Origin of the sequence: Vibrio rhodolitus, assembly GCF_003350325.1 — a bacterium.
GTDB lineage: Bacteria > Pseudomonadota > Gammaproteobacteria > Enterobacterales > Vibrionaceae > Vibrio > Vibrio rhodolitus.
Genome location: NZ_QLYZ01000011.1, coordinates 12,109 through 32,258 on the forward strand (window position 1 = coordinate 12,109; position 20,150 = coordinate 32,258).

Below are 20,150 nucleotides of genomic sequence, written 5' to 3' on the forward strand. Positions count from 1 at the left end.
AACAAAAATAGATGGAGGAGACATGGTAAAAGGATATCAAATATTGTTATGCCTTCTATTGGTCCCCATTAGTTTGGTCACGAATGCGGCAAGAATTGAAAACTTGTCCGAAGGTGATGCTCGTGCGATTCAAACTGAAGTGGAGATTGGCTCGGTTTTTATTTCGGATCCTGAAGTAGCAGATTATCAGGTGATTGAGAAAAATAAAGTCGTGTTCTTTGGTCGTTCGATTGGCAATGCTTCTTTTATGGTTTTTGACAAAGAAGGTAAGACGCTTGTGTCACGCAAGTTAGTCGTAAACAAAAGCCTAGTCCATATCCAGCAACAGATTCAGCTCAAGTATCCAGATAGTGATGTTTCAATCTACAACTTAGGTGATCAGGCAGTGCTCAGTGGTACGGTTTCTTCTGATGAAATCCGAGAGCAGATTTACCGACTGGCGGGCGAGTTACTGGGTAAGGATGCGGAAATCACTAACGTGAACTGGGATTTGGGTGAGCAGGTCTATGAAATGCAGTTTATGCGCCGTTATCGATTCCAAGGCTTGGTCAACAATATCGACGTAGTCAGCACCAAACAAGTTAATGTCAAACTGACTATTGCAGAAGTGACACATAGCTTTCTAGAGGAGTTTGGGATTCAAATTGGTACTACTGCTCCGGGGGTATTTATCGATCAGTTAACCAGTTTCAGTGCCAGTGACATTATATCGGTTATTACTGCCATCGGTGACGACAATGTAGGGCAGATTTTAGCTGAGCCGAATTTGTCTGTGATTTCTGGTGAAACTGCCAGTTTTCTTGCGGGGGGTGAAATTCCGGTGGTCACCGTGATTGATGGCTCTACCGACGTTGAGTATCGAGAGTACGGGGTAAGACTGGAGTTGATGGCAAAAGTACTCAGTGACCAACGGATCAAGCTGTCTATGCTGCCGGAAGTGAGTGCGTTAGACAATCAATATGAGAATGACAATTACGATTTACCAGCGCTGAAAACTCGCCGCGCTCGCACTACAGTCGAGCTTGGCGATGGTCAGAGCTTTATTCTCGGCGGCTTACTGAGCACCGAAGACCGGGAGACTTTGCGTCGCATTCCCTATATTGGTGATATTCCTGTCTTAGGCGCTTTATTTCGAAATACCGCCACAGAGAGAACTAAAACCGAGTTGGTCATTGTTGCCACGGTAAACCTGGTGCAACCGATCCATCCTTCACAAGTGCAAATTCCTACCATGCACAAAACCTCTAATCTTGAGCGCTTTTTTAATGTTGGTCAGGGGTATCCCAAAGCGGCAGAAACCTCAGTTAATGAGGTGTTGGCGACAGGAGGGTTCAAACAATGAAGAGCACAACAAGCAAAACCTTAATTGTGGCAGCTTTGGCGTGGCTTACCGTTGGATGTGCCGAAACCATCAAAGAGCGTGAAGGGGCGACGTTGCAGATGGTGCCAGTGACGCATACCTACCACCTCACCATAAAGCAAAATAAGCATCAGCAAGCATGGCAACAATTGAATCAATACGTTGAGCAAAATTGGCAAGCGATTGCCAATCAACCAGTGCAGGTCACTTGGATGTCAACATCAGGGAAGCGAATGGCAGACAAATTGACTAAGGAGTTAAAAAAGCGCGGCATTAGCTCAGAAATGGTGAGAGTAGAGAAAGGAGAGCAACAGCAACACTTTGATTTGTCAGTTGCGACAACCAGCTACAAAGTTGTCTCTGAAGTTTGTGATTACATGCAAATCGGTCAATTTGGGGCGTATCGAGAAGGGTGCTATCCAGAGAACCTTCGTTGGCAAAGCATGGTACATCCAGAAAAAATGTTGTTGTCGGGCAATGAAAAATAGGGGGCGGGATTATGTTTGATTTAGTCGATATTCTGAAAAATCGTGATGGCGACCCGTCTCAAGAGGCTCGTAACATTGAGTCGGTTGCCTTTTTTCAATCGGAAAAGTGTAAAGCCTTAGTGGCAGAAGCTTATCGCTTTGAAGGTCTTGAACAACCAGCCTTTTTCCCTTTAGCTGATGATAGCATTGCCGAACACACGCGTTCAGAGACCGTGGAAGTGATCATCTTAGAGCTCAATACCAGTAAAAATGTCGTCAAAGATGCGGAGAAGTTGAGTCATCAGCTACCCAATAGTGCTTCAGTGGTTGTGATTGGTAGTGAAGATTGCATCTCTACCATTCGTAAACTGAAGTCTATGGGGATCTATTATCTGTTTTGGCCAATCAATAAAAACGAGCTGATTGAGTTTGTCATGAGTGTGCATGACAACCGACAAGGCAACCGTGGCTTGAGTAAAAAGCGCCGGGCGAAACAGGTCACTTTTGTTGGCTGCAAAGGCGGTGTGGGCACAACCATGCTGTGTGCCGAGACCAGTTACATTTTGTCTGGCAAACGCAACTCTACCTGCGTGGTCGTGGATAACTGCTATCAAGGTGGTAACCTCGATATTATGATGGGGATAGAGAAGTTTCAGAAACGCGAAATCCGATCAGGTTCTCTCACCGCCAATCTGGATTTTACCTCCTCTCAAAGCCTGCTTAGCAAGCAGGGAAAAAACTTGTCCGTACTCGCGCTGACTTCAGAAGATATTACCAGTGCTGACCTTAAAGATTATACCCAGAACGTCACCGCGTTTATTTCCGAAGATGCTAACTTTGTCTTAGAAGATCTGTCCGCAACAGCGGAGCTGGTCTTTTCTAGTAAGGATCTGGTTAATATTTCTGATTGCGTCATCTTGGTTGTTTCACCGACGATTTCATCGTTAAGAGAAGCGGCGCGATTGCATCGGGAAATCAAACTGGAAGCCGAGACAAAAGGAAGCCCACTTCGGGTGATTGTTGTATTGAATTACTCGATTCCGGAAAGCTGCGCAACGGTGAGCAAAGCAGAAGTGGAAGAGTTTCTTCAGCGCCCGATAGATGTGGTGATGCCGTTTGTGAAAAAGCTCGATGCCAAAATTCTAGATAAGCAACGAATCGGCGATTTGCGGGGCAAAGCGAGTAAGTCCCTGCACAATCTCGCTGCACTTATTTTTGGCGAAGAAGCGACTAATGGCTCAGTGTTCCCATTTAAGTGGGGGTCGTAGGCTATGCATGGTGCAAAGGAAATTTATCGCGATTTGCGGGGCAAGATCTTTGATGCAATTGATCCTGAAGTGATTAACCGCCTCAATGCACAGCAGTTATCTGAGCAGTTGTCACAAGCTCTCTCTATGCTTATCGACAAAGAGCAATTACCCGTCCCAGCGGTATTACGCAATGATTTTGTGCGCAATCTTGTTGATGAGTTACAAGGCTTGGGACCACTACAAGCGTTGATGGATGATGAGGACGTGACCGATATTATGATTAATGGTCATGAAAACGTCTTCATCGAAAAACACGGCTTGGTAGAACCGAGTTCGGTCAGTTTTGTCGATGCCGCACAACTGTTGGATATCGCCAAACGAATCGCGGGCAGAGTAGGTCGCCGAGTTGATGAATCCCAGCCTATGTGTGATGCCCGCTTGGCGGATGGTAGCCGAGTCAATATTGTCATTCCACCCATCGCTATTGATGGCACCTCGATTTCGATTCGGAAATTCAAAAAACAAGCCATCGACTTAAGCCAATTGGTTGAGTTTGGTGCTATGAGCACGGAAATGGCGCAGTTGATGATGATTGCCTCTCGCTGTCGATTGAATGTGCTTATTTCTGGTGGTACGGGCTCTGGTAAAACCACGATGCTAAATGCACTTTCACAATTTATCTCCGAGAAAGAACGCATTGTGACCATTGAGGATGCCGCGGAGCTGCGTTTACAGCAACCCCATGTCGTACGTCTTGAAACTCGAACCGCAGGGATTGAGCATACTGGTGCGGTGCATCAAAGAGACTTGGTGATCAATGCGCTGCGTATGCGTCCTGATCGAATTATTGTTGGTGAGTGTCGCGGCGGTGAGGCATTTGAAATGCTGCAGGCGATGAATACCGGGCATGATGGTTCGATGTCGACTTTGCATGCCAATTCTCCGCGCGATGCTTTAGCTAGGGTAGAAGCCATGGTGATGATGGCAACCAACAATTTGCCGCTTGAAGCGATCAGAAGAACGATTGTCAGTGCGGTTGACATCATTATCCAAATTAGCCGTTTGCATGATGGTAGCCGCAAGGTGATGAGCATCACTGAGGTGGTGGGACTAGAAGGCGATAGTGTGGTTTTAGAGGAGATTTTCCGCTTCCAACCCGAGATATCGGAAGAGAATATTCGCCACGTTCGCGGCAATTTCGTAACGGCAGGATTGATGAAACGCTCTGTGCTGGTGGAGAAAGCTCGCTTCTTTGGCTTAGAGTCTCAGCTCGACTCTCTGTTTAGAATGGGGAGTGTGCAATGACGTATTTGGTACTTATTGGCTTGGGAGTTATCGCGATTCTCTTAGCGATTATGTCACCAAAGAAAAAACATACCTATTTAGAAGAGTTTAATCGCACCGTCTTGGTAAGCAATATGGCGAGTGAAACCGGACAAGCGGTGGATTTAAAGTCGCTATCTGATCGGACTTGGCAACAAGTGATTGGTGAAAAGTGGAGCAACTTACATAAACAAATCGGGCGCTTCTCTTACATCAAAATGGCATTGTTTGTCGTGGTGGTGTTCTTTGTTGCGGTTGAGATTAATCAGCGATTTTTCCGTGGCAATGTCTATCTCGTCGCCGCAATTCTGGAAATATGTGCGTTGTTCGTCGCGTATAACTGGCTACAAAAACGCGAAAAAGAGATGTTTGAAGAGTCGTTTCCAGACGCGCTTAATATGCTTTCTAGCGCCGTCTCCTCGGGTGAGAGCATCATGCATGCGATCATGTACGTTGGTAAGTCGCTCGATGGTGACGTAGGCAGCGAGTTCAAGTTGATGGGAGAACGCTTACAGCTGGGTGAGAGTGCAGACGAAGTCTTACGTAAATCATGCCGCCGTTTTCCATATCCCTCTTTTCACTTTTTCGTGATCACCTTACGCGCCAACATGCACCGTGGGGGGCAATTAAAAGATGTGATCAATCGCCTTAATCGTTTGATGTTTGATGCAAGGGCAATTGAGAAGAAGAAATACGCCCTCACTTCTGAAGCGCGGATGTCAGCCAAAATTGTTGCCGCGATTCCCTTTGTTTTCTTATTGATTATGCAGACACTAAGTCCTGCAAATTACGAATTTGTCATGTTTAATGAGCAAGGACGTCCCGTGCTTTACTACCTCTTAACTAGTGAAGCGCTCGGTATTTTCATTATCTGGATGTTAATGAGAGGGGTACGCTGATGGAAGCATTGGGTGTGGCGATTCAATCAAGCAGTATTATTGTCCCCGTTCTGATGATGCTGGTGTTTTTTGGTGTGTTTGCCCTGTTCTATAGCATCTACTTAAAGGCTGCGAGACAGAATCAACTGAGTCGTTTTGGTCTGCAATATAGCAAAAAGCAGCAAGCGCAGAGCCTAGTCGAAAAATTTAATCTAGCGATGGGCAAGGTGCTTTCTCTTTCTGAAACCGATATTCACGAAAAGATGGTCGCAGCGGGCATTTATGATGTTAAGTATGTGAAGTGGTTATTTCCGATCAAATATGGCGCGCTGTTGCTTGGTGGGCTTTTACTCGCTTTTTACGCTTACCAAGTGCAGCTATCGTTCAACAAACTGATGTTTTATTCCTGTATTTGGCTTGTGCTGTGCTTGCTCGCTCCCGATTGGTATTTGACTTGGCGACGTAAAAGTTTACAGCGCAAGTTATCTGATCGCCTGCCTTACTTACTTGATCTTATGGGTGTATGTGTACAGACCGGTATGACGATTGAAGCTTCAATGGGCTATCTCGCGAAAGAGATGGTGGGGTTTGATAAAGATATTGCCTATATGCTCAATAAAACCAATGAGAGAGCTAAGTTAGTCGGCTTAGAGCGCTCGTTAGAAGAGCTCTACGCTCGCGTTCCCACCCCAGAAATACGCAGCTTTGTGATGACACTGACACAGAGTCTGCAATACGGCTCTTCAATTTATACCGTATTAACCACCTTGGCGGTTGATATTCGCAATATTCAAATGCTTGGGCTTGAAGAGAAGATAGGTAAGTTGTCGGCGAAAATGTCGATTCCATTGATTCTATTGATCATGTTGCCGATTGTGATTCTGATTACTGCTCCGGGCATTATGCGTTTGATGGCGAGTTAATAAAGAGGGATGAAAATGATTAAGAAATGGATGTTTTGCACACTATTGCTGGCATTTTTGCAAGGCTGTATGAGTTCCTCAAAATCGATCGAGCAGCAAGCCAGCAATGCGAGTTTCAATGCTAAGGAAACCGTCATCAAAGAGACTGGCGATAACGACAAGTTGATTAGTTTTTATAAAGAGTCGTTAAAGCAAGGGGAAGATGAGCGAGTGCGCGTCAAATTGGTTGAAGCCTATATGCAAGCCGATGACTTGGATTCTGCATCTTTTCATTACGGTAGCTTATCAAATAATTCCCAATTTTCGCCACAAGGCTTGTACTTAAAAGCCCGTATTGAGTTTGCTAAAGGAAATGCAGACCAAGCGATTTCAGCGGGGCTAGAAGCGTTAGAAGCTAGATCACCATACCCAGAGGTTGAGAACTTGCTTGGTATGGCTTACGCATCAAAACACGACATCAATAATGCGTGGCGGTATTTTTATTTAGCTCGTAAGCACTTTTTCGACGATGTGACGATCAAAAATAACCTCGCGGTGATTGATCTTATGTTGCAAGACTATCAACTCGCTATTTCTCGCTTAGAGCCAATTTACCTCTCTGGCAATCATGATGCCACCATCGTAGCAAACCTTGCACTAGCGTACGCCAAAACCGAACAATTTGATGCATTTAAAGGGTTATATCGCACTCGCTATTCGCCTAGAGAAATAGAAGATCTCTACATTGGTTTGCGTCTTGTGTCGGTAGCGAAGCCCGATGCTCTTCTCGCCTCAAACAGAGAAAACGAACTGAATAAGGCGATGAGTTCGCCATAGGAGGGAGTATGCACAAGAAAAAGCACAAGGGGGTTGTCACTATCGAGTTCGCTCTCGGCTTTTTTGCTTTCTGGTTGATGATTGCCGCTTGGGCTGAGTTGAGCTTTATGTCTTATGTCTCTGCGGTCAACGATTTAGCGATATCTGAAGCCTCACGAGCGGCGAAGAAAGATACCCAAAACTATATTGATTCATTTTATGCCCAGTTAGAGGACAGTAATAGTGTGTGGAGTGGGTTAGTCGATAAGAGCAAATTCCGAGCTTCAGTACGCTATGTTGCTGATATGGATGCGCTTGAATTGATTGATGCTGCGTGCTTACCCGCCGAGGGAGAGCAAACTGCTGAGTGCGGTGTGGCTGATGATTCAGCCATTGCGATTTACTACATCAGCTATGACTTTAACAGTATCTTTGGTTATTTCATTGACGAGGAAACCATCTTCGGACGTGAGGTGATAGTGGTGCAAGAATATGAAAGAGATCAATTCAATATCTAAACAAGCTGGGACCTTCACGATTGAGTTTGCTTTGGTTGGTTTGTTGCTTGGCACCATGTTTCTTTTTACGGCAGATGTGGTGGTGAAGCTCTCGATGAAAGGAAAATTAGATCGTATGTCCTATTCGGCGACCAGTTTACTCAAAGAGCGTACACAGCTTTACAGTGAAGATTACTTAACCACGGCGGCTGATGCTGATGCAATATTTAACGTGATTCAGGGCTCAATAGAGCGAACGACCGCTTCTTATCAAGCATCACGCTTTGGAATGGTTATAGAAGAACAAACTTACGCAGCAGATTCATCACCAAATGCGTTAAAAACGATTCGTCGTGGTGATCAGCAGTGCCAACTCGATCAGACGCTAGGTCAATTACGAAATAGCCTTGCTGTTGTTACCTCATGGGGACGTCAAGCAACGCTATATCGAGTCACTTTATGTTATGCGACCGACAATATGGTGGAACATGTTTTAGATTCAGGTTTTAGCATGGTGTCATCAAGCTCGGTTGTGATAGGCAGGTAAGTTATGAAATCCTCTCTCTCTAAACAAAGTGGTCACGCAGCAATACTATTTACCTTGATGGTGCCTGGTGTTTTCGGTCTGTTTACGCTCGCAACGGATGGGGCAAAAATGTTGCAGGAAAAAGCGCGCCTGCATGATGGCTTGGAAGCTGCGAGCCTTGCGGTTGCCGCGCGTAATGATGACAACGTAGACGATGGTTCTGGGCATGGCAGCGCTGTTAATCAGGCAATTGCGAAGGCGTATATATCGCAATATATGACCGACATGAATAGCGTGGATAACTTGAGTATCCAAAAGCTCAGTTGTGAGCAGATCCCAGATTGCGTCGCAGGGCTTTCGCAAGGTGAGCCGCGATTTTTTGAATATCGAGTTAATGCAACCACGGCACATGATGGTTTGTTTGCTGGCGATTTAGGGGCGTACGATGGCAACTACCAAATATCTGGTCAGTCAAATGCACGTAAGTTCCAAAATAGTGCGGTGGATGTTGTGTTTGTTTCCGACTTTTCGGGATCGATGGACAACAGTTGGTCCGGTGGTTCTAAGAAAAAGTACCTCGACTTAATTGATGTGATTAAGTCAGTAACGGATGAGCTGCAGAAGTTTAATGATCTTGTTAATGCTGATGATAATAGTGTCGCATTTGTTGGTTTTAATAACTTTGTTCGTTTAGTCAATGGCGATGGCAAAGGGAAAACCTGTTTTGTCAGTCAGTACGAATATAATAAGAAAGGTAATTTGGGTTATCAGAAAACCGTCAACCGTGTTTTTAGTGAAAAAACGGGTTGTGAGACAAGTGGAACCTACAGCGCCAATTTTGAAGATATTCTACCCACCACCAATTTTTCCTCTTTCAATACCAAGATTGCCAAATTTACGCCCAATGGCTACACCTCATCATCTCAAGGTTTGATTCGCGGAGCCCAACTTGCCAATAAAGGTACCAACCCTCGTCGTTTAATTATTGTGCTTTCAGATGGGGTCGATGCGGGGTCTACGAGCGGGAAAACCAACAAGAGTATTGCGGAAACACTTTATGGTAACGGCTATCAAATGTGCGACAAAATACGCGAGCATCTAGATGGTTTAACGGCAAGCAATGGCGATCCGGTCACTTCACGTATTTCTGTGATTGGTTTCGATTACGATGTCAGTAGCAACAAAGGACTACAAACTTGTGCAGGCTCTGACAACGTCTTTAAAGCGCAGAACAAAAATGAAATTTTGAACAAAATCCTTGAACTGATCAGTGAAGAAATAGGGCATTTAAAATAAATAAGGAGAAAGTCATATGCGTGGATCTCAACTTACTGTGGCACTTGCATTGCTGAGTGGGGCTTTCTCATCGGCTTGGGCAAGTGACAGTCAAGAAATCATTCGCTATTGCGCTAAACCAGATCTGAACTACCAGCAAGACATTGTATTTGGGACAGCGACCGAGGTAGATATGCTGCAAGGTCCTTTTCTACTTTTGCAGCGAGACAGTAGTTATCAATTAACCGAACAGATGATTACTCAAGAGTTACTAAAAGCGGGGATCGATCCTGACTGTGCTGAGTACCTAATGTCAAAAAGTAATACCGTTAACTACCAAGCAGGCGAATTGGTTGCAAGAGTCTACTTTGCGTTTGATAAATCGAGCTTAACCAAAGAATCACAGTATGTGTTAGATACCATGGTGGAAAAGCTTGGGACGCAAGGGCATCGATTGTTGTTGGAAGGGCATACCGATCATGTTGGTAGTCAGAGTTATAACTTCGCTCTGGGATTGCGAAGAGCGGACAGTGTTAATGATTACTTAGTTGCTAAACAGATGCCAGCAGACTCGCTAACAACGGTATCCAAAGGCGAGATGGTACCAATTCAAACTAACGCAACCGCGCAAGGTCGTAAAGCCAATCGACGAGTGGATATCGTGGCTGATAAATAAATGTTGCAGTGAAACTCAAAAACCGCGTTTTCGCGGTTTTTGAGTTTGAGGCTTAGCCCAGCATGCCCATGGCAAGACCTGCGAGGATAAAGGTGACCACCATCCAGATGATTGGCAGTTTCAGTTGCTTCATCAAATAGAAACCAACTAACACCAAAGCAACATCCAGTGGATTAAACACCGCGCTGGTAAACACTGGCTGGTAAAGGGCAGAAACCAGTAAGCCAACTACCGCAGCGTTAACGCCACTTACCGCGCCGGCGACTTGAGGTTTTTGAGCCAATGATTGCCAGTTTTTCAGTACGCCAAGTAGCAATAAAAAGCCCGGAAGAAATACCGCAATTGTTGCCACTAATGCCCCTGTAATCGGCGAGTTTGGTTGCAGTTCATAACCAATGTAGGTGGCAAATGTGAACATTGGTCCCGGCACAGCTTGTGCGGCGGCGTAACCAGTTAAGAAAGCATCTTGGCTAAGTTGATCACCAACGATGTTTTGCAGCAGTGGCAGTACCACGTGACCACCACCAAATACTAAGCTACCAGCTTGGAAAAAGTCGTTAAATAGCCCAAGAGTTGGTGCCAAGTGAGCAATCAAAGGCATGCCAAACAGGATCACCGCAAACAGCGCGAGGGGCAAAATGCTTGGTGTAAAGGGCTTCGGCTCTGCTGGCGTTTCCCCTTTAAGGTATTTAGCTCCAATTAAGGCAGCAATCATCAAGACCACCATTTGTGTAGCAATACTTGGCATGGTCAGCAGTGCGATCGCGGTGATCAAACACAAGCTGACGGAAAGGGTATTTTTGCAGAAGTTTTTGTACATGCCCCATGTGGCGTCAGCAACAACGACAACAGCTAGCAATTTGAGTCCATGGACAATGCTTTGAAACGCCGTTGTTTCTGTTAACTGGCTAGAAACCACCGCCAGTAGCACCATGATCAACACCGAGGGTAAGGTGAAACCAATAAAGGCAGCACATGCGCCCGCTAATCCACCGCGCTTATACCCTAGAGCAAAGCCAACTTGACTCGAGCCTGGACCAGGCAGAAATTGGCTTAAAGCAACAATTTGCGCGTATTCACTATCATCTAGCCACTTAAGTTTCTCAACAAAGGTTTGGCGGAAATAGCCAATGTGGGCAGCAGGTCCACCAAAGCTTATCCAACCAAGCCAGAAAAAGGTTTTAAAAATTGAGAGCATCTGAGAGGTATCCTTCTAATTTCATTACTGCTCGTTACTGCACCTAGAGTAAAAAAAATAGTAAGATGACTCAAATTGATAGTTTTAATTCTATATATGAATGAAATGGGATTTGCATGGCAAACAGTGAAGATCTGCAATGGCGTAACATCGATTTAAATTTGTTAGTGACGTTTTCTTATTTGTACCGCTACCGTAGTGTCAGCATTGCGGCAGACAAAAGCTTTGTTAGTCAGTCTGCCATGAGTCACAGTTTAGGGCGTCTGCGCCAGTTATTCGATGATCCATTGTTTGTGCGCAAAGGGCACAAAATGGAGCCAACTGAACATGCCCACCACATTGCGCCGACGGTAAGTCAGCTGCTTGATTCGATCACCCATAATTTGCTGACTAAGGCTCATTTCTCGCCGAGTAACTACACTGGCGTATGCCGTATTGGGTTGACCGATTATGCCGAGTTTATTTTTGCTCCGGCGATCTATGACCAAATTCGTCAGCAAGCGCCCAGCGCGCAAATCAGTTTTATTAATGTTAACCGCAGTAATTATGTTCAACTGACTGAGCAAGATAAGCTGGATGTGGTGATTGGCAGTATGCCAGTGCTTGATGATGAGTTTGAAAGCCAATATCTCTATACCGAAAAACATGTCTGCTTAGCGGATGCCAAAGCTTTAGGGCTCGCTGATAAGCTAACTCTGGAAGTTTTTGCAGGTATCGAACAGGCGTTAGTCAGCCCTGATGGCAGTTTAGCCACTCAGGTAGATAAGAAGCTAGCCGAGCACGGTTTATCTCGCCATGTCACTGTCGCTTCGCGCAACTTTCTCACGGTAAGGAGCTTGCTTAAGCAGCGCCGCTTAATTGCAATTGTTCCGGAAAAAATGGCGCAAGCACAAGGCTTTGATGACAGCTTAACCACGTTTACACCGCCTGTTGCCGTGGCGGATTTTGATATTGCGATGTTGTGGCACTCTAGCCGAGCCAGTGAAGAGAAAAATATTTGGTTACGCAGCTTGGTTGAGCAGGTTATTGTTGGCGAGAAAGATTGAATAAGCGCTACCAAGGTGATGGTAGCGCTGCATAGAATTTGATTTAGCGCTTGGCTTTAAAAGAGCGCACTACTTTCAATGAAGAAAAGGCGATGATGCAGTAGGCGAGCAGCTCGGTGCCTTCTTCGGCAATATTTTTCACATCACGTACGTAATGCTCTTGCATAACTCCTTTCCAGAAGTCACCCATGCCAAATAGGCGCGAATAAACGAGCAATAGAATCACGCCAAGGATCAGCATGTTCATGTACGAGCTGTTAAGCACGACCGCAATTTGATCTAAAGTTTGTTTGCCATTACGCCAAGCGTAGCTGATCGCCGCTAGGGTGACAGCAACGGCTGGATATACCCAGAAACCATGCAGGATGTAATCAAATAGCGCATCGTTTTCGCGGATTAACATCACTAAGAAGAAGCTGCCAAACAGAGCCGCCGCATGTTTTAGCTTTGGTTGCAGTTTGATTAAGTAGAAAAAGGAGACGCTTGAGATCAGCAACATGATTTGCTCAAGGCTTTCAGTTAGCGACAGTTCGCCAAGCTTATTACCGAGAATCACATAGTCAACTCGCATCGCTACGTTAACCAGAAGGCAGATAGCGATGCCGATCAGCGCCATTAAACTGCGCTTGAGAATGATTTCAGAGGTTGAGCGGTGGAGTGAAAACTCATGTCCTAGTGTTTTTTCTTCGGTATAGGTAGTCGTTTTCATAGCAGCATTCGATAAGTGGAACAAGATTGGGCAGTTTATTGCTTACTAAACTATCAATTGTCAGAATCGTGTCATGAATCGAACGCTGTGCAATTAACAAATTGTGCCTAGTTTACTATCCATCTGAATTCCCACCGCTTTATTGTAAGCCGAGCTCTTAAGTCAGTTGATAGCGTGTCCAAACTTTACTGCGCCAGCGTCTTGCCATGATGATGCCGCGGAACCATTCATCCATAGCGATCGCCATCCAAGCGCCAAATACCCCGTAGCCCCAATGAACACCGAGTAAATAGCTGAACACCACACCTAATCCCCACATGCTGATAATGCCCATTTTGACCGGGAACTTAATATCGCCCGCTGCTTTAAGCGCTGAGATAAAGATAAGGTTAAAGACGCGACCTGCTTCAAGCAAAATAGAGCCAGCGATTAAACTTGCGGTTAGGGAAGCGATTTCGGCTTGGTCGGTAAACAGCGGAATAATCGTGTCGCTGAGCATAAACGTTGTGATAGTGACGATGTTGGTAACAATAAAGCCGACCACAAAGTATTTCTGTACACGAACTAAGATAGCGTCAATTAAACCGCGACCAATAAAGTAACCGGCTTGAATTTGGCTACCTTGACCCACCGCCAGCGCAAACGCAAACGAGATACGAGCAATATTCTGCGCATAGGTAAACGCCGCCAGAGAGGCTGTCCCCATTTGCACCACAAAATAGATGATGGTGAGCTGGGCGAGGTTATAAGAGAGCATTTCGCCCGCGTTCATCATGCCAATGCGGACAATGCGTTGATAGATCACTTTAGGGATTTGACGCCACTGGGCAAAAGGCAGTTCAATGCCACTGCGGCGCAGTTTAACGCACAGCATTAGCGTGCTCAGTACTTGGCTGCTTACCGTCGCAATGGCCACCCCTTGTACGCCGTACACCGGCAAGCCAAAAGGTTGATACAGGGCAATATAGTTACCCATGATATTGATAATACCGGCAATCAGGTTAATGACCATTGGTGAACGAGAAAAACCATGGCTACGCAAAATGGTGGTCAGTACGATTCCCATGGTGACGTTAAATGTCATTGAGCCGCTGATCAGCAGATATTCTTGAGCGTAGTTTTGTACTTGCAGTTCTAGGCCATAATAAGGCAGCAAGTAATACGCGGCAGTTACGGCAAATACACTTAAACCAATCCCGACAATGGCAGACATGACCATGCTGGCAATCGCCACTTGCGCGGCATCTTGGTGACGTTCAGAGCCATTGTACTGCGCAATTAAGATCCCTGTGCCGCTGCTCACCATCGAAGAAATAATGATCAAAAAGAACGAGATTTGGGTGATCACCCCTACTGCTGACACAGCTTTATCCGAATAGGCACTAAGCATAAATACATCGCTGGTATTTAGCGCTGTACGCAACATAATTTCGATAAATAAAGGCCAAGTAAGCGCGAGAATACTCATGCGCTTATCAATTGCATTAGGTAGTGACGACATCGGAAGTGCTCAGCAGAAAAGGACAATAACCCCAAAAAAGGTGGGCTATTATATCGATGAAATTTTGAGCGTATAGAGTTTTTCTTATTTAATGATAAAACGACCGCCTAGAAGGTCGGCGGTCGTGTTTGAATCAGGCTTGGTAAGCGTTAAGAAGCAAATCGATTTGCTTGCGTTTTTCTTCACACACTCCGGCAAGATTACCGTATTTTGGTGCCGCGCGGTCGTTTTCTCGTGGATGATGCCAGCCAATGGTGTGCTCGATAAACTGCTGGGCAAAATGTTCCGATACCTCTAGGCAGCCAGCCAGCACTGTATCGACATAGGTTTGCACAATAGGGCTAAGTGAGCAGGGGGGTAGCGCTTGCTCGGTAACATAGATCCAGATCTGCGCGCTCTCAGATAACGCTTCCTCACAGCCAATATCAGCAAGGTTGATGCTAATACGTTGATAGCCGCGCTCACGGCGATCAAATTCGATAAGCTGCGCATCATCGACTTGCAGTAAGACGCCGTTCACCAATCCTTTGCCTTTGGTGACCACCAATGGTGCCAATACATAGCTGTCATCAACCTTGCCCCAGTAGCGACAAAAGCCATGCACCACGGCTGGGATCGCGGTCGAAGTTTGCCCAGTTAGTTTTCTTGAAGCGGAGTTCATTAGGCTGCCGTAACCGAAAATATATTGCGTCATGCTGCTACCATGATAAGAGACTGAAATGTCATCTTAGCTAGTTTCTACCACCGACCAAAGAGCAATCTGTTTAGACTTAGTGTTATGGGTTATAAGTCTATTTGAATTTTATGAGTCACTTTGACTTATTATCAATGAGGTTATAATGACATGGTTTGCTTGTAAGTTGTTGAAAATAAGCTGTATTTTTTCTGGTATGGATGATGCATTAACAGGGTGGCTATTATTTTAGGAGTTCTCTTGTGCTCAACATTACCGATAAGCGGGTTGAAGAAAAAATACCTGCAGCGTTACGACTTGGTTTTCGTCCATTTTTCTTTCTCGTTGCTTTGTATGCACTGATCGCTATCCCTGTGTGGGTATGGATGTTTCATTCTGGACAGCCTCAAGCGTTGCAAGTGCCAGCACTTTGGTGGCATGTGCATGAGATGCTATTTGGTTTTTCGATGGCAATTGTCGTCGGCTTCGTGTTGACCGCAGTGCAAAACTGGACTGGAATCAACGGTACGAAAAGTTATCGCCTTTTAGCCATTGTGGTGCTCTGGTTGACACCTCGCTTGCTGCTTTGGACGTCAGCACCACTTTGGCTAATCTCAATCATTGATGCGTTATTTTTAGCTTTTGCCGCGTTTGAAGTTGCTTGGCGTGTGCTGAGGGCAAAAGGGTATCGCAACCTCTTTTTTGTTCCGTTGTTTGTTTTAGCGATTGTGGCTAACTTTGCCAGTTATGCGTGTGTCAAAGGTATGCCGCCATTTGCTGCCTCAGCGGTTTGGCAAGCGATGCTGTGGTGGTTTACGTTACTGCTCTCAGTAATGGGTGGTCGAGTTATCCCGTTTTTCACTGCCAGAAGATTTAACTTTGTTAAACCTCAGCCTCAGCTTTGGCTTGAGTGGCTGGCGAATTTACCGCTAGTTGCGTTGTTTGTGCTGAGCTTTTTCCCACTAGTTATGGCTCAGTTGGGGGCGTATTTGATGGTATTGGCTGGTGGCGCGCAGTTGATAAGAGTGTTGCGCTGGCAGCCTTGGAAGACACTGAGCGAACCATTGGTTTGGTCACTGCACGCCGCTTACCTATGTATCCCGTTGAGTCTGTTAGCGCGTGGCTTATGGCAAGATGTGTTTGCCGCCCACAATATGATCCACCTCTTTGCGATTGGTGGCTTAAGCGGGCTGATTCTTGCCATGATCGCGCGAGTGACTATGGGGCATACCGGCAGGGCGATTTATCAAGGTCCCAATATGGCGTTGGCTTTTCTCAGTTTATTAGCGGCAGCACTGGTCAGGAGCTTTGGGGTTGCCATGTTCCCTGCGCATATGTTGGTGATGATTGATATCAGTGGCGCGTTGTGGGCGCTCGCTTTTGCGCTGTTTATTGCCAAGTTTGGTTATATGCTATTAACTCCGCGAGTAGACGGTCACCTAGGTTAATAACCTAATAAAAAAGGCTGCAATTGCAGCCTTTTCAATTTTTTATCACAACGCAAACCAAGAGCCTCGCGTTAAAATCTGACTTTTTTGGCAATAACTCAGTATATTAGAAATCGTTCCAATATAATAAGAACGTAGGTTTTAATGCATACTGGAAGAATGTTAAGCCGAGAATCAATAAGATTACACCTACAACACTCGCCAAGAAATCAAGTTCTAATTTTTTCAATAATAACGCTGGTGAAAACCAAACTACTGCTATTGCTGTTATTACGAACATAACACCACGACCAATAGTTAAAATTATTTCTAGTAACTTCATGATTAACTTAAGAATGTGAAAAAATAAATTAAACCATACATAGCATTTGGTATTTTCAAAAGTCACTTTTTTAAAATTTTTTTGATATAAATTCAAAAACTTAAAAATTAATTTTGCGAGAGATATATTGTTAATAAATAAGGCTGCAATAGCAGCCTTTTCAATACCGTAAAAATAGCACCCCATAAACCAAACTTCTTGGATCGATGACCAAGCCTTTCTAATCCGATTTATAGCTTGCCTAGGTTAAAGTCTTTTTGGAAGTAGAGGACTTTTTGTAGGTAGCGGCGCGCTTCACCTTTCGGGTGTTTGGTAGTCAAGGTGTCATACACCTGTTTTGGGGTTGAGTTATTCAGTTTAACCATTGCGCGTTTACGGTCGCTACTATCAAAGGCGGATAACACGCCGCCAGTGCCGCCGTTGTATGCTGAAATCATACTAAAGTGCATCGAGGTCGGGTCTTTTACTTCACGTAGGTAGCGGTTTTTCAGGATGTAGAAATACGCCGCGCCCGTATCAATATTGTTCGCCGGATCAAATAGGTATTCTTTAGTCGGAATGCCCGGTTTGTTTTTGACGAGGTTAAATACATCTGCGCCCGCAGTCTTTGGGATAACCTGCATCAAACCATATGCTCCTGCATGGCTGACAGCATAAGGGTTAAAGCTACTTTCGGTTTTAATAATTGAGTAGATAAGATCTTCAGATAGACCGTAGCGGCGAGCGGCATCACGGATTAAGCCCGCATATTGATACTCGCGTTGCTCAAGGTGATCACTCACCATGTTGATCACCACGTAGTGGGCTTGTCCACGTTTAATCGATTTGGTTTGCAGAGCGTTACTGATCAGGTAATCCGCATATCGGTTTGCACGCCATTCCCATTCAATTGGCTTCCCTTCATGGTCCAACACTTGCCCAAGTAAGAATGGTTTGCCACGTAAGATCGCCTCTTTATCACTGAACAGTTCGGCATGGGCGGGATCGGCTGGCATCAGCAGTGTTTGCACAATCGCTTTTTGCAGTTTTTGCTCTGGTTGATACTGAGAAATAGTTGAGACGTAGATCTTCCCTGCCTCAAAATCGATATGGGCGCGGGTGCTATAGCCATCTAAGTATTTCACATAGCGATGTTTACCGGCTTCAACAAACTCATCTTCTCCCCAGCGCTCTTTTGCCAGTTTGGCAACGTAAGCCATCAACTGATTGATGTTTTCTTGGCTGTAAGAAGGTGGCGTTGTGGTAACGGGCGGAATGCTTTCACACACACAGGGCTCAGAAGGTGCTGGACTGAGTGAACAACCACTCAGCAAAGCGAGTGATAAATAGACAATTTTCTTCATTTTAATTATTTGAATTCAGGCGCTTAAATAGCATTGCTGGACGACGCGTATTTTAGCTGAGATGAAATCAAAACAGGTACTAATTAATCCTAAAAATGCTGCGGTCAAGTGATAGAACTATTACTAATCATCGGCGGGCGAGATTTAGCCGCGCAAGTCCGACGGCTAAAGAGAGGAGTATTGGGATTATTTAAGCGTGACGTGGTGGTACTCAACGCCGTGGTCAGCAAAAATGTTGGCCAGTTTTGCTGGTGGCTCTGCATCGCAATAAATCGCGTCGATGAGGTCAGGTTTACATAAGACTACCGAAGCATTGCTGGTGTATTTAGAGTGGTCAATGGCAATGATTAACTTGCGGCTTTGTCCGATCATCGTACGAGCAATGGCAACATCATCGATATTGTACTCAAGTGCAATACCGTCTTCTGTAATCGCACCAACACTGGTCACGGTGTAATCGACATGAAATTGGTTAATGTCTTCAACAACGGTAGAGCCAATAATACCGCCATTGTTTTTACGAATTTTTCCGCTTGGCACCAGCACATCAATATTGTCTGACTCACACAAAATATTAGCGACTCGAATACTACTGGTGATCACCGTCAGCTCTTTCTTTTTCAATAAAGCTTGAGCAACTTGTTCAGTGGTGGTGCCCACCGTTAGGAAAATGGTCGAGCCATCAGGAATATCACGCGCAATCGCTTGAGCCACCGCCTCTTTCTCAGGCATGTATTTACTTTGGCGTGTGGTGAAGTCGGTGTTAACGAGTGAGGTGGGGTTATCGATATATGCCACGCCACTTTTTACGTTAATCAGTTGGTTTTGTTTTAAGGTCGCGAAATCACGACGAATGGTCTGTACCGACACATCAAACTCAATCGCCAGCTCGTCTTGGCTGCATGGCGCTTCTTGAATTTTCGCTAAAATTTGATTGAGTCGTGGGCTGTTGTTGAAATGTTTATCACTCATAATCAATCTTTCTAGTTATAGGGTTACGCAGTGCGTAACCCATGCTTAAGCCTAGCGTGCATTTTTTATAAACGTTTGCACATCTTGATGGTTCGGTATTCCTGCTCGCCCACCGGGTTGGGTGCACTTCAAGGCAGCCACTGCCGCAGCGTAGGCGACTTTGTCGGCGTTAGGCAACTGGTTCGCGACAGCAACGGCAAAAGCGCCATGGAAGACATCGCCAGCCCCTGTGGTATCGACAACATTTACTGCAAAAGCAGGATAGTGTTTGAACTCTCCATCTTCCAACCAAACGCAGCCTTTTGCGCCTAATGTCACATAGACCTGCCCGCGACAGATTTGTGCCGCTTTCTTCAAGCCTTCAAGGTGGTCTTGCTCTCCCGTGAGCTTTTGTAGCCCAGGTTGAGAGAACACGGCGTGATCGGCAAGCTCGACCAGTTCAGAGATATCTTGGTTGGTGATATCGGCATCGAGAACGGTCGGAATATTGAGCGCGGAGGCTTGTTGAAACGCATTTAACGCCCCTTCATGCCAACGAACATCAGCCAATACGACTTGATATTGACTAAAGTCCACCTGTTCTAGCCAGCTCGCATCGGACGATAAATCAGGGCTAGGGTGGTTGATGATGATTCGCTCACCATGAGAGTCTACCAATACTGCCGATTGTGTTGAACGACTATTTGTAAATATTTTTACATTATTCGTGCTCACTTTGTCACTATTTAGTTCATTGACTAAAGCCGCGCCCACATCATCATCACCTAAGCGTCCAATGAAATCACACTCCAAACCCAATCGAGTGACCGCGACTGCTGCGGTAGCTGCTGGACCACCACCAACTTCGTGGTAGTGATTGGCAATGTACTTCCCACCACCGTTAGGTAGTTCAACGATATTGTAGATTCGGTCCTGCACTGAAATGCCGACGCACGCAATTTTACCCATAGTTCTCTCCTTAAGATTGA

21 protein-coding genes are annotated in these 20,150 nt (G+C 45.4%); 13 read left to right on the plus strand and 8 right to left on the minus strand.

Annotation, left to right across the window (positions count from 1 at the left end; genetic code table 11):
- Positions 1-22: 22 nt before the first annotated feature.
- From DPF93_RS11640 to DPF93_RS11690, 11 genes are read left to right on the plus strand one after another with little or no spacing between them, the layout of a single operon-like run.
- Positions 23-1,342 (plus strand): type II and III secretion system protein family protein, encoded by a 1,320-nt coding sequence (locus DPF93_RS11640; protein ID WP_114766337.1) that lies wholly within the window; start codon positions 23-25, stop codon positions 1,340-1,342.
- Positions 1,339-1,848 (plus strand): hypothetical protein, encoded by a 510-nt coding sequence (locus tag DPF93_RS11645; protein WP_114766338.1) that lies wholly within the window; start codon positions 1,339-1,341, stop codon positions 1,846-1,848. The genes DPF93_RS11640 and DPF93_RS11645 overlap by 4 nt, the downstream gene beginning before the upstream one ends.
- An 11-nt stretch (positions 1,849-1,859) precedes the next feature.
- On the plus strand, positions 1,860-3,095 hold the full coding sequence (locus tag DPF93_RS11650) for a CpaE/TadZ family protein (protein WP_114766339.1): 1,236 nt from the start codon (positions 1,860-1,862) through the stop codon (positions 3,093-3,095).
- 3 nt (positions 3,096-3,098) lie between these two features.
- Entirely contained in the window at positions 3,099-4,382 is a 1,284-nt protein-coding gene (locus DPF93_RS11655) for a TadA family conjugal transfer-associated ATPase (RefSeq protein WP_114766340.1), read from the plus strand.
- The gene (locus tag DPF93_RS11660) at positions 4,379-5,299 is read left to right on the plus strand and encodes a type II secretion system F family protein (protein ID WP_114766341.1); all 921 of its coding nucleotides are present in this window, start codon (positions 4,379-4,381) and stop codon (positions 5,297-5,299) included. Before DPF93_RS11655 ends, DPF93_RS11660 begins: the two co-directional genes overlap by 4 nt.
- A gap of 53 nt (positions 5,300-5,352) precedes the next feature.
- Complete coding sequence (locus DPF93_RS11665; RefSeq protein ID WP_164675360.1) at positions 5,353-6,201, plus strand: type II secretion system F family protein; 849 nt, start codon at positions 5,353-5,355, stop codon at positions 6,199-6,201.
- 15 nt (positions 6,202-6,216) lie between these two features.
- Complete coding sequence (locus tag DPF93_RS11670; RefSeq protein ID WP_114766343.1) at positions 6,217-7,017, plus strand: tetratricopeptide repeat protein; 801 nt, start codon at positions 6,217-6,219, stop codon at positions 7,015-7,017.
- Positions 7,018-7,025: 8 nt separating this feature from the next.
- Positions 7,026-7,514: a TadE/TadG family type IV pilus assembly protein gene (locus DPF93_RS11675; RefSeq protein ID WP_114766344.1), complete on the plus strand. Its 489-nt coding sequence runs from the start codon at positions 7,026-7,028 to the stop codon at positions 7,512-7,514.
- Positions 7,489-8,040 (plus strand): tight adherence pilus pseudopilin TadF, encoded by a 552-nt coding sequence (gene tadF, locus DPF93_RS11680; protein ID WP_114766345.1) that lies wholly within the window; start codon positions 7,489-7,491, stop codon positions 8,038-8,040. Before DPF93_RS11675 ends, tadF begins: the two co-directional genes overlap by 26 nt.
- 3 nt (positions 8,041-8,043) lie before the next feature.
- The gene (locus DPF93_RS11685; protein ID WP_114766346.1) at positions 8,044-9,315 is read left to right on the plus strand and encodes a TadE/TadG family type IV pilus assembly protein; all 1,272 of its coding nucleotides are present in this window, start codon (positions 8,044-8,046) and stop codon (positions 9,313-9,315) included.
- Positions 9,316-9,331: 16 nt separating this feature from the next.
- The gene (locus DPF93_RS11690; protein ID WP_114766347.1) at positions 9,332-9,970 is read left to right on the plus strand and encodes an OmpA family protein; all 639 of its coding nucleotides are present in this window, start codon (positions 9,332-9,334) and stop codon (positions 9,968-9,970) included.
- A gap of 52 nt (positions 9,971-10,022) precedes the next feature.
- On the opposite strand, the gene chrA is transcribed toward DPF93_RS11690, so the two are convergent.
- On the minus strand, positions 10,023-11,168 hold the full coding sequence (gene chrA, locus DPF93_RS11695) for a chromate efflux transporter (protein ID WP_114766348.1): 1,146 nt from the start codon (positions 11,166-11,168) through the stop codon (positions 10,023-10,025).
- Between the two features lie 116 nt (positions 11,169-11,284).
- Between chrA and DPF93_RS11700 the strand changes: the two genes are divergently transcribed.
- Positions 11,285-12,214, plus strand: coding sequence for a LysR family transcriptional regulator (locus tag DPF93_RS11700; protein WP_114766349.1), 930 nt, complete (start codon positions 11,285-11,287; stop codon positions 12,212-12,214).
- A 43-nt stretch (positions 12,215-12,257) separates the two neighbouring features.
- Here DPF93_RS11700 and DPF93_RS11705 read toward each other — a convergent pair whose 3' ends face one another.
- The 3 genes from DPF93_RS11705 to DPF93_RS11715 form a co-directional block, all read right to left on the minus strand.
- Positions 12,258-12,923 carry a hypothetical protein gene (locus tag DPF93_RS11705; protein ID WP_114766350.1) on the minus strand — a complete coding sequence of 222 codons (666 nt, stop codon included), beginning with the start codon at positions 12,921-12,923 and terminating at the stop codon, positions 12,258-12,260.
- A 157-nt stretch (positions 12,924-13,080) separates the two neighbouring features.
- Positions 13,081-14,424 carry an MATE family efflux transporter gene (locus tag DPF93_RS11710; RefSeq protein ID WP_114766351.1) on the minus strand — a complete coding sequence of 448 codons (1,344 nt, stop codon included), beginning with the start codon at positions 14,422-14,424 and terminating at the stop codon, positions 13,081-13,083.
- Positions 14,425-14,557: 133 nt separating this feature from the next.
- Entirely contained in the window at positions 14,558-15,118 is a 561-nt protein-coding gene (locus DPF93_RS11715) for a gamma-glutamylcyclotransferase family protein (RefSeq protein WP_114766352.1), read from the minus strand.
- 242 nt (positions 15,119-15,360) lie between these two features.
- Here DPF93_RS11715 and DPF93_RS11720 point away from each other — a divergent pair, with 242 nt between their 5' ends.
- A complete protein-coding gene (locus tag DPF93_RS11720) occupies positions 15,361-16,545 on the plus strand; it encodes an NnrS family protein (protein ID WP_114766353.1) in 1,185 nt (394 codons plus the stop codon).
- A gap of 106 nt (positions 16,546-16,651) precedes the next feature.
- On the opposite strand, the gene DPF93_RS11725 is transcribed toward DPF93_RS11720, so the two are convergent.
- The 4 genes from DPF93_RS11725 to DPF93_RS11740 form a co-directional block, all read right to left on the minus strand.
- Positions 16,652-17,053 (minus strand): hypothetical protein, encoded by a 402-nt coding sequence (locus tag DPF93_RS11725; protein WP_114766354.1) that lies wholly within the window; start codon positions 17,051-17,053, stop codon positions 16,652-16,654.
- Positions 17,054-17,097: 44 nt separating this feature from the next.
- Positions 17,098-18,210 (minus strand): membrane-bound lytic murein transglycosylase MltC, encoded by a 1,113-nt coding sequence (mltC, locus tag DPF93_RS11730; RefSeq protein ID WP_114766355.1) that lies wholly within the window; start codon positions 18,208-18,210, stop codon positions 17,098-17,100.
- 186 nt (positions 18,211-18,396) lie between these two features.
- Complete coding sequence (locus DPF93_RS11735; protein WP_114766356.1) at positions 18,397-19,182, minus strand: DeoR/GlpR family DNA-binding transcription regulator; 786 nt, start codon at positions 19,180-19,182, stop codon at positions 18,397-18,399.
- Between the two features lie 51 nt (positions 19,183-19,233).
- Positions 19,234-20,130 (minus strand): PfkB family carbohydrate kinase, encoded by an 897-nt coding sequence (locus DPF93_RS11740; protein WP_114766357.1) that lies wholly within the window; start codon positions 20,128-20,130, stop codon positions 19,234-19,236.
- Positions 20,131-20,150 lie beyond the last annotated feature (20 nt).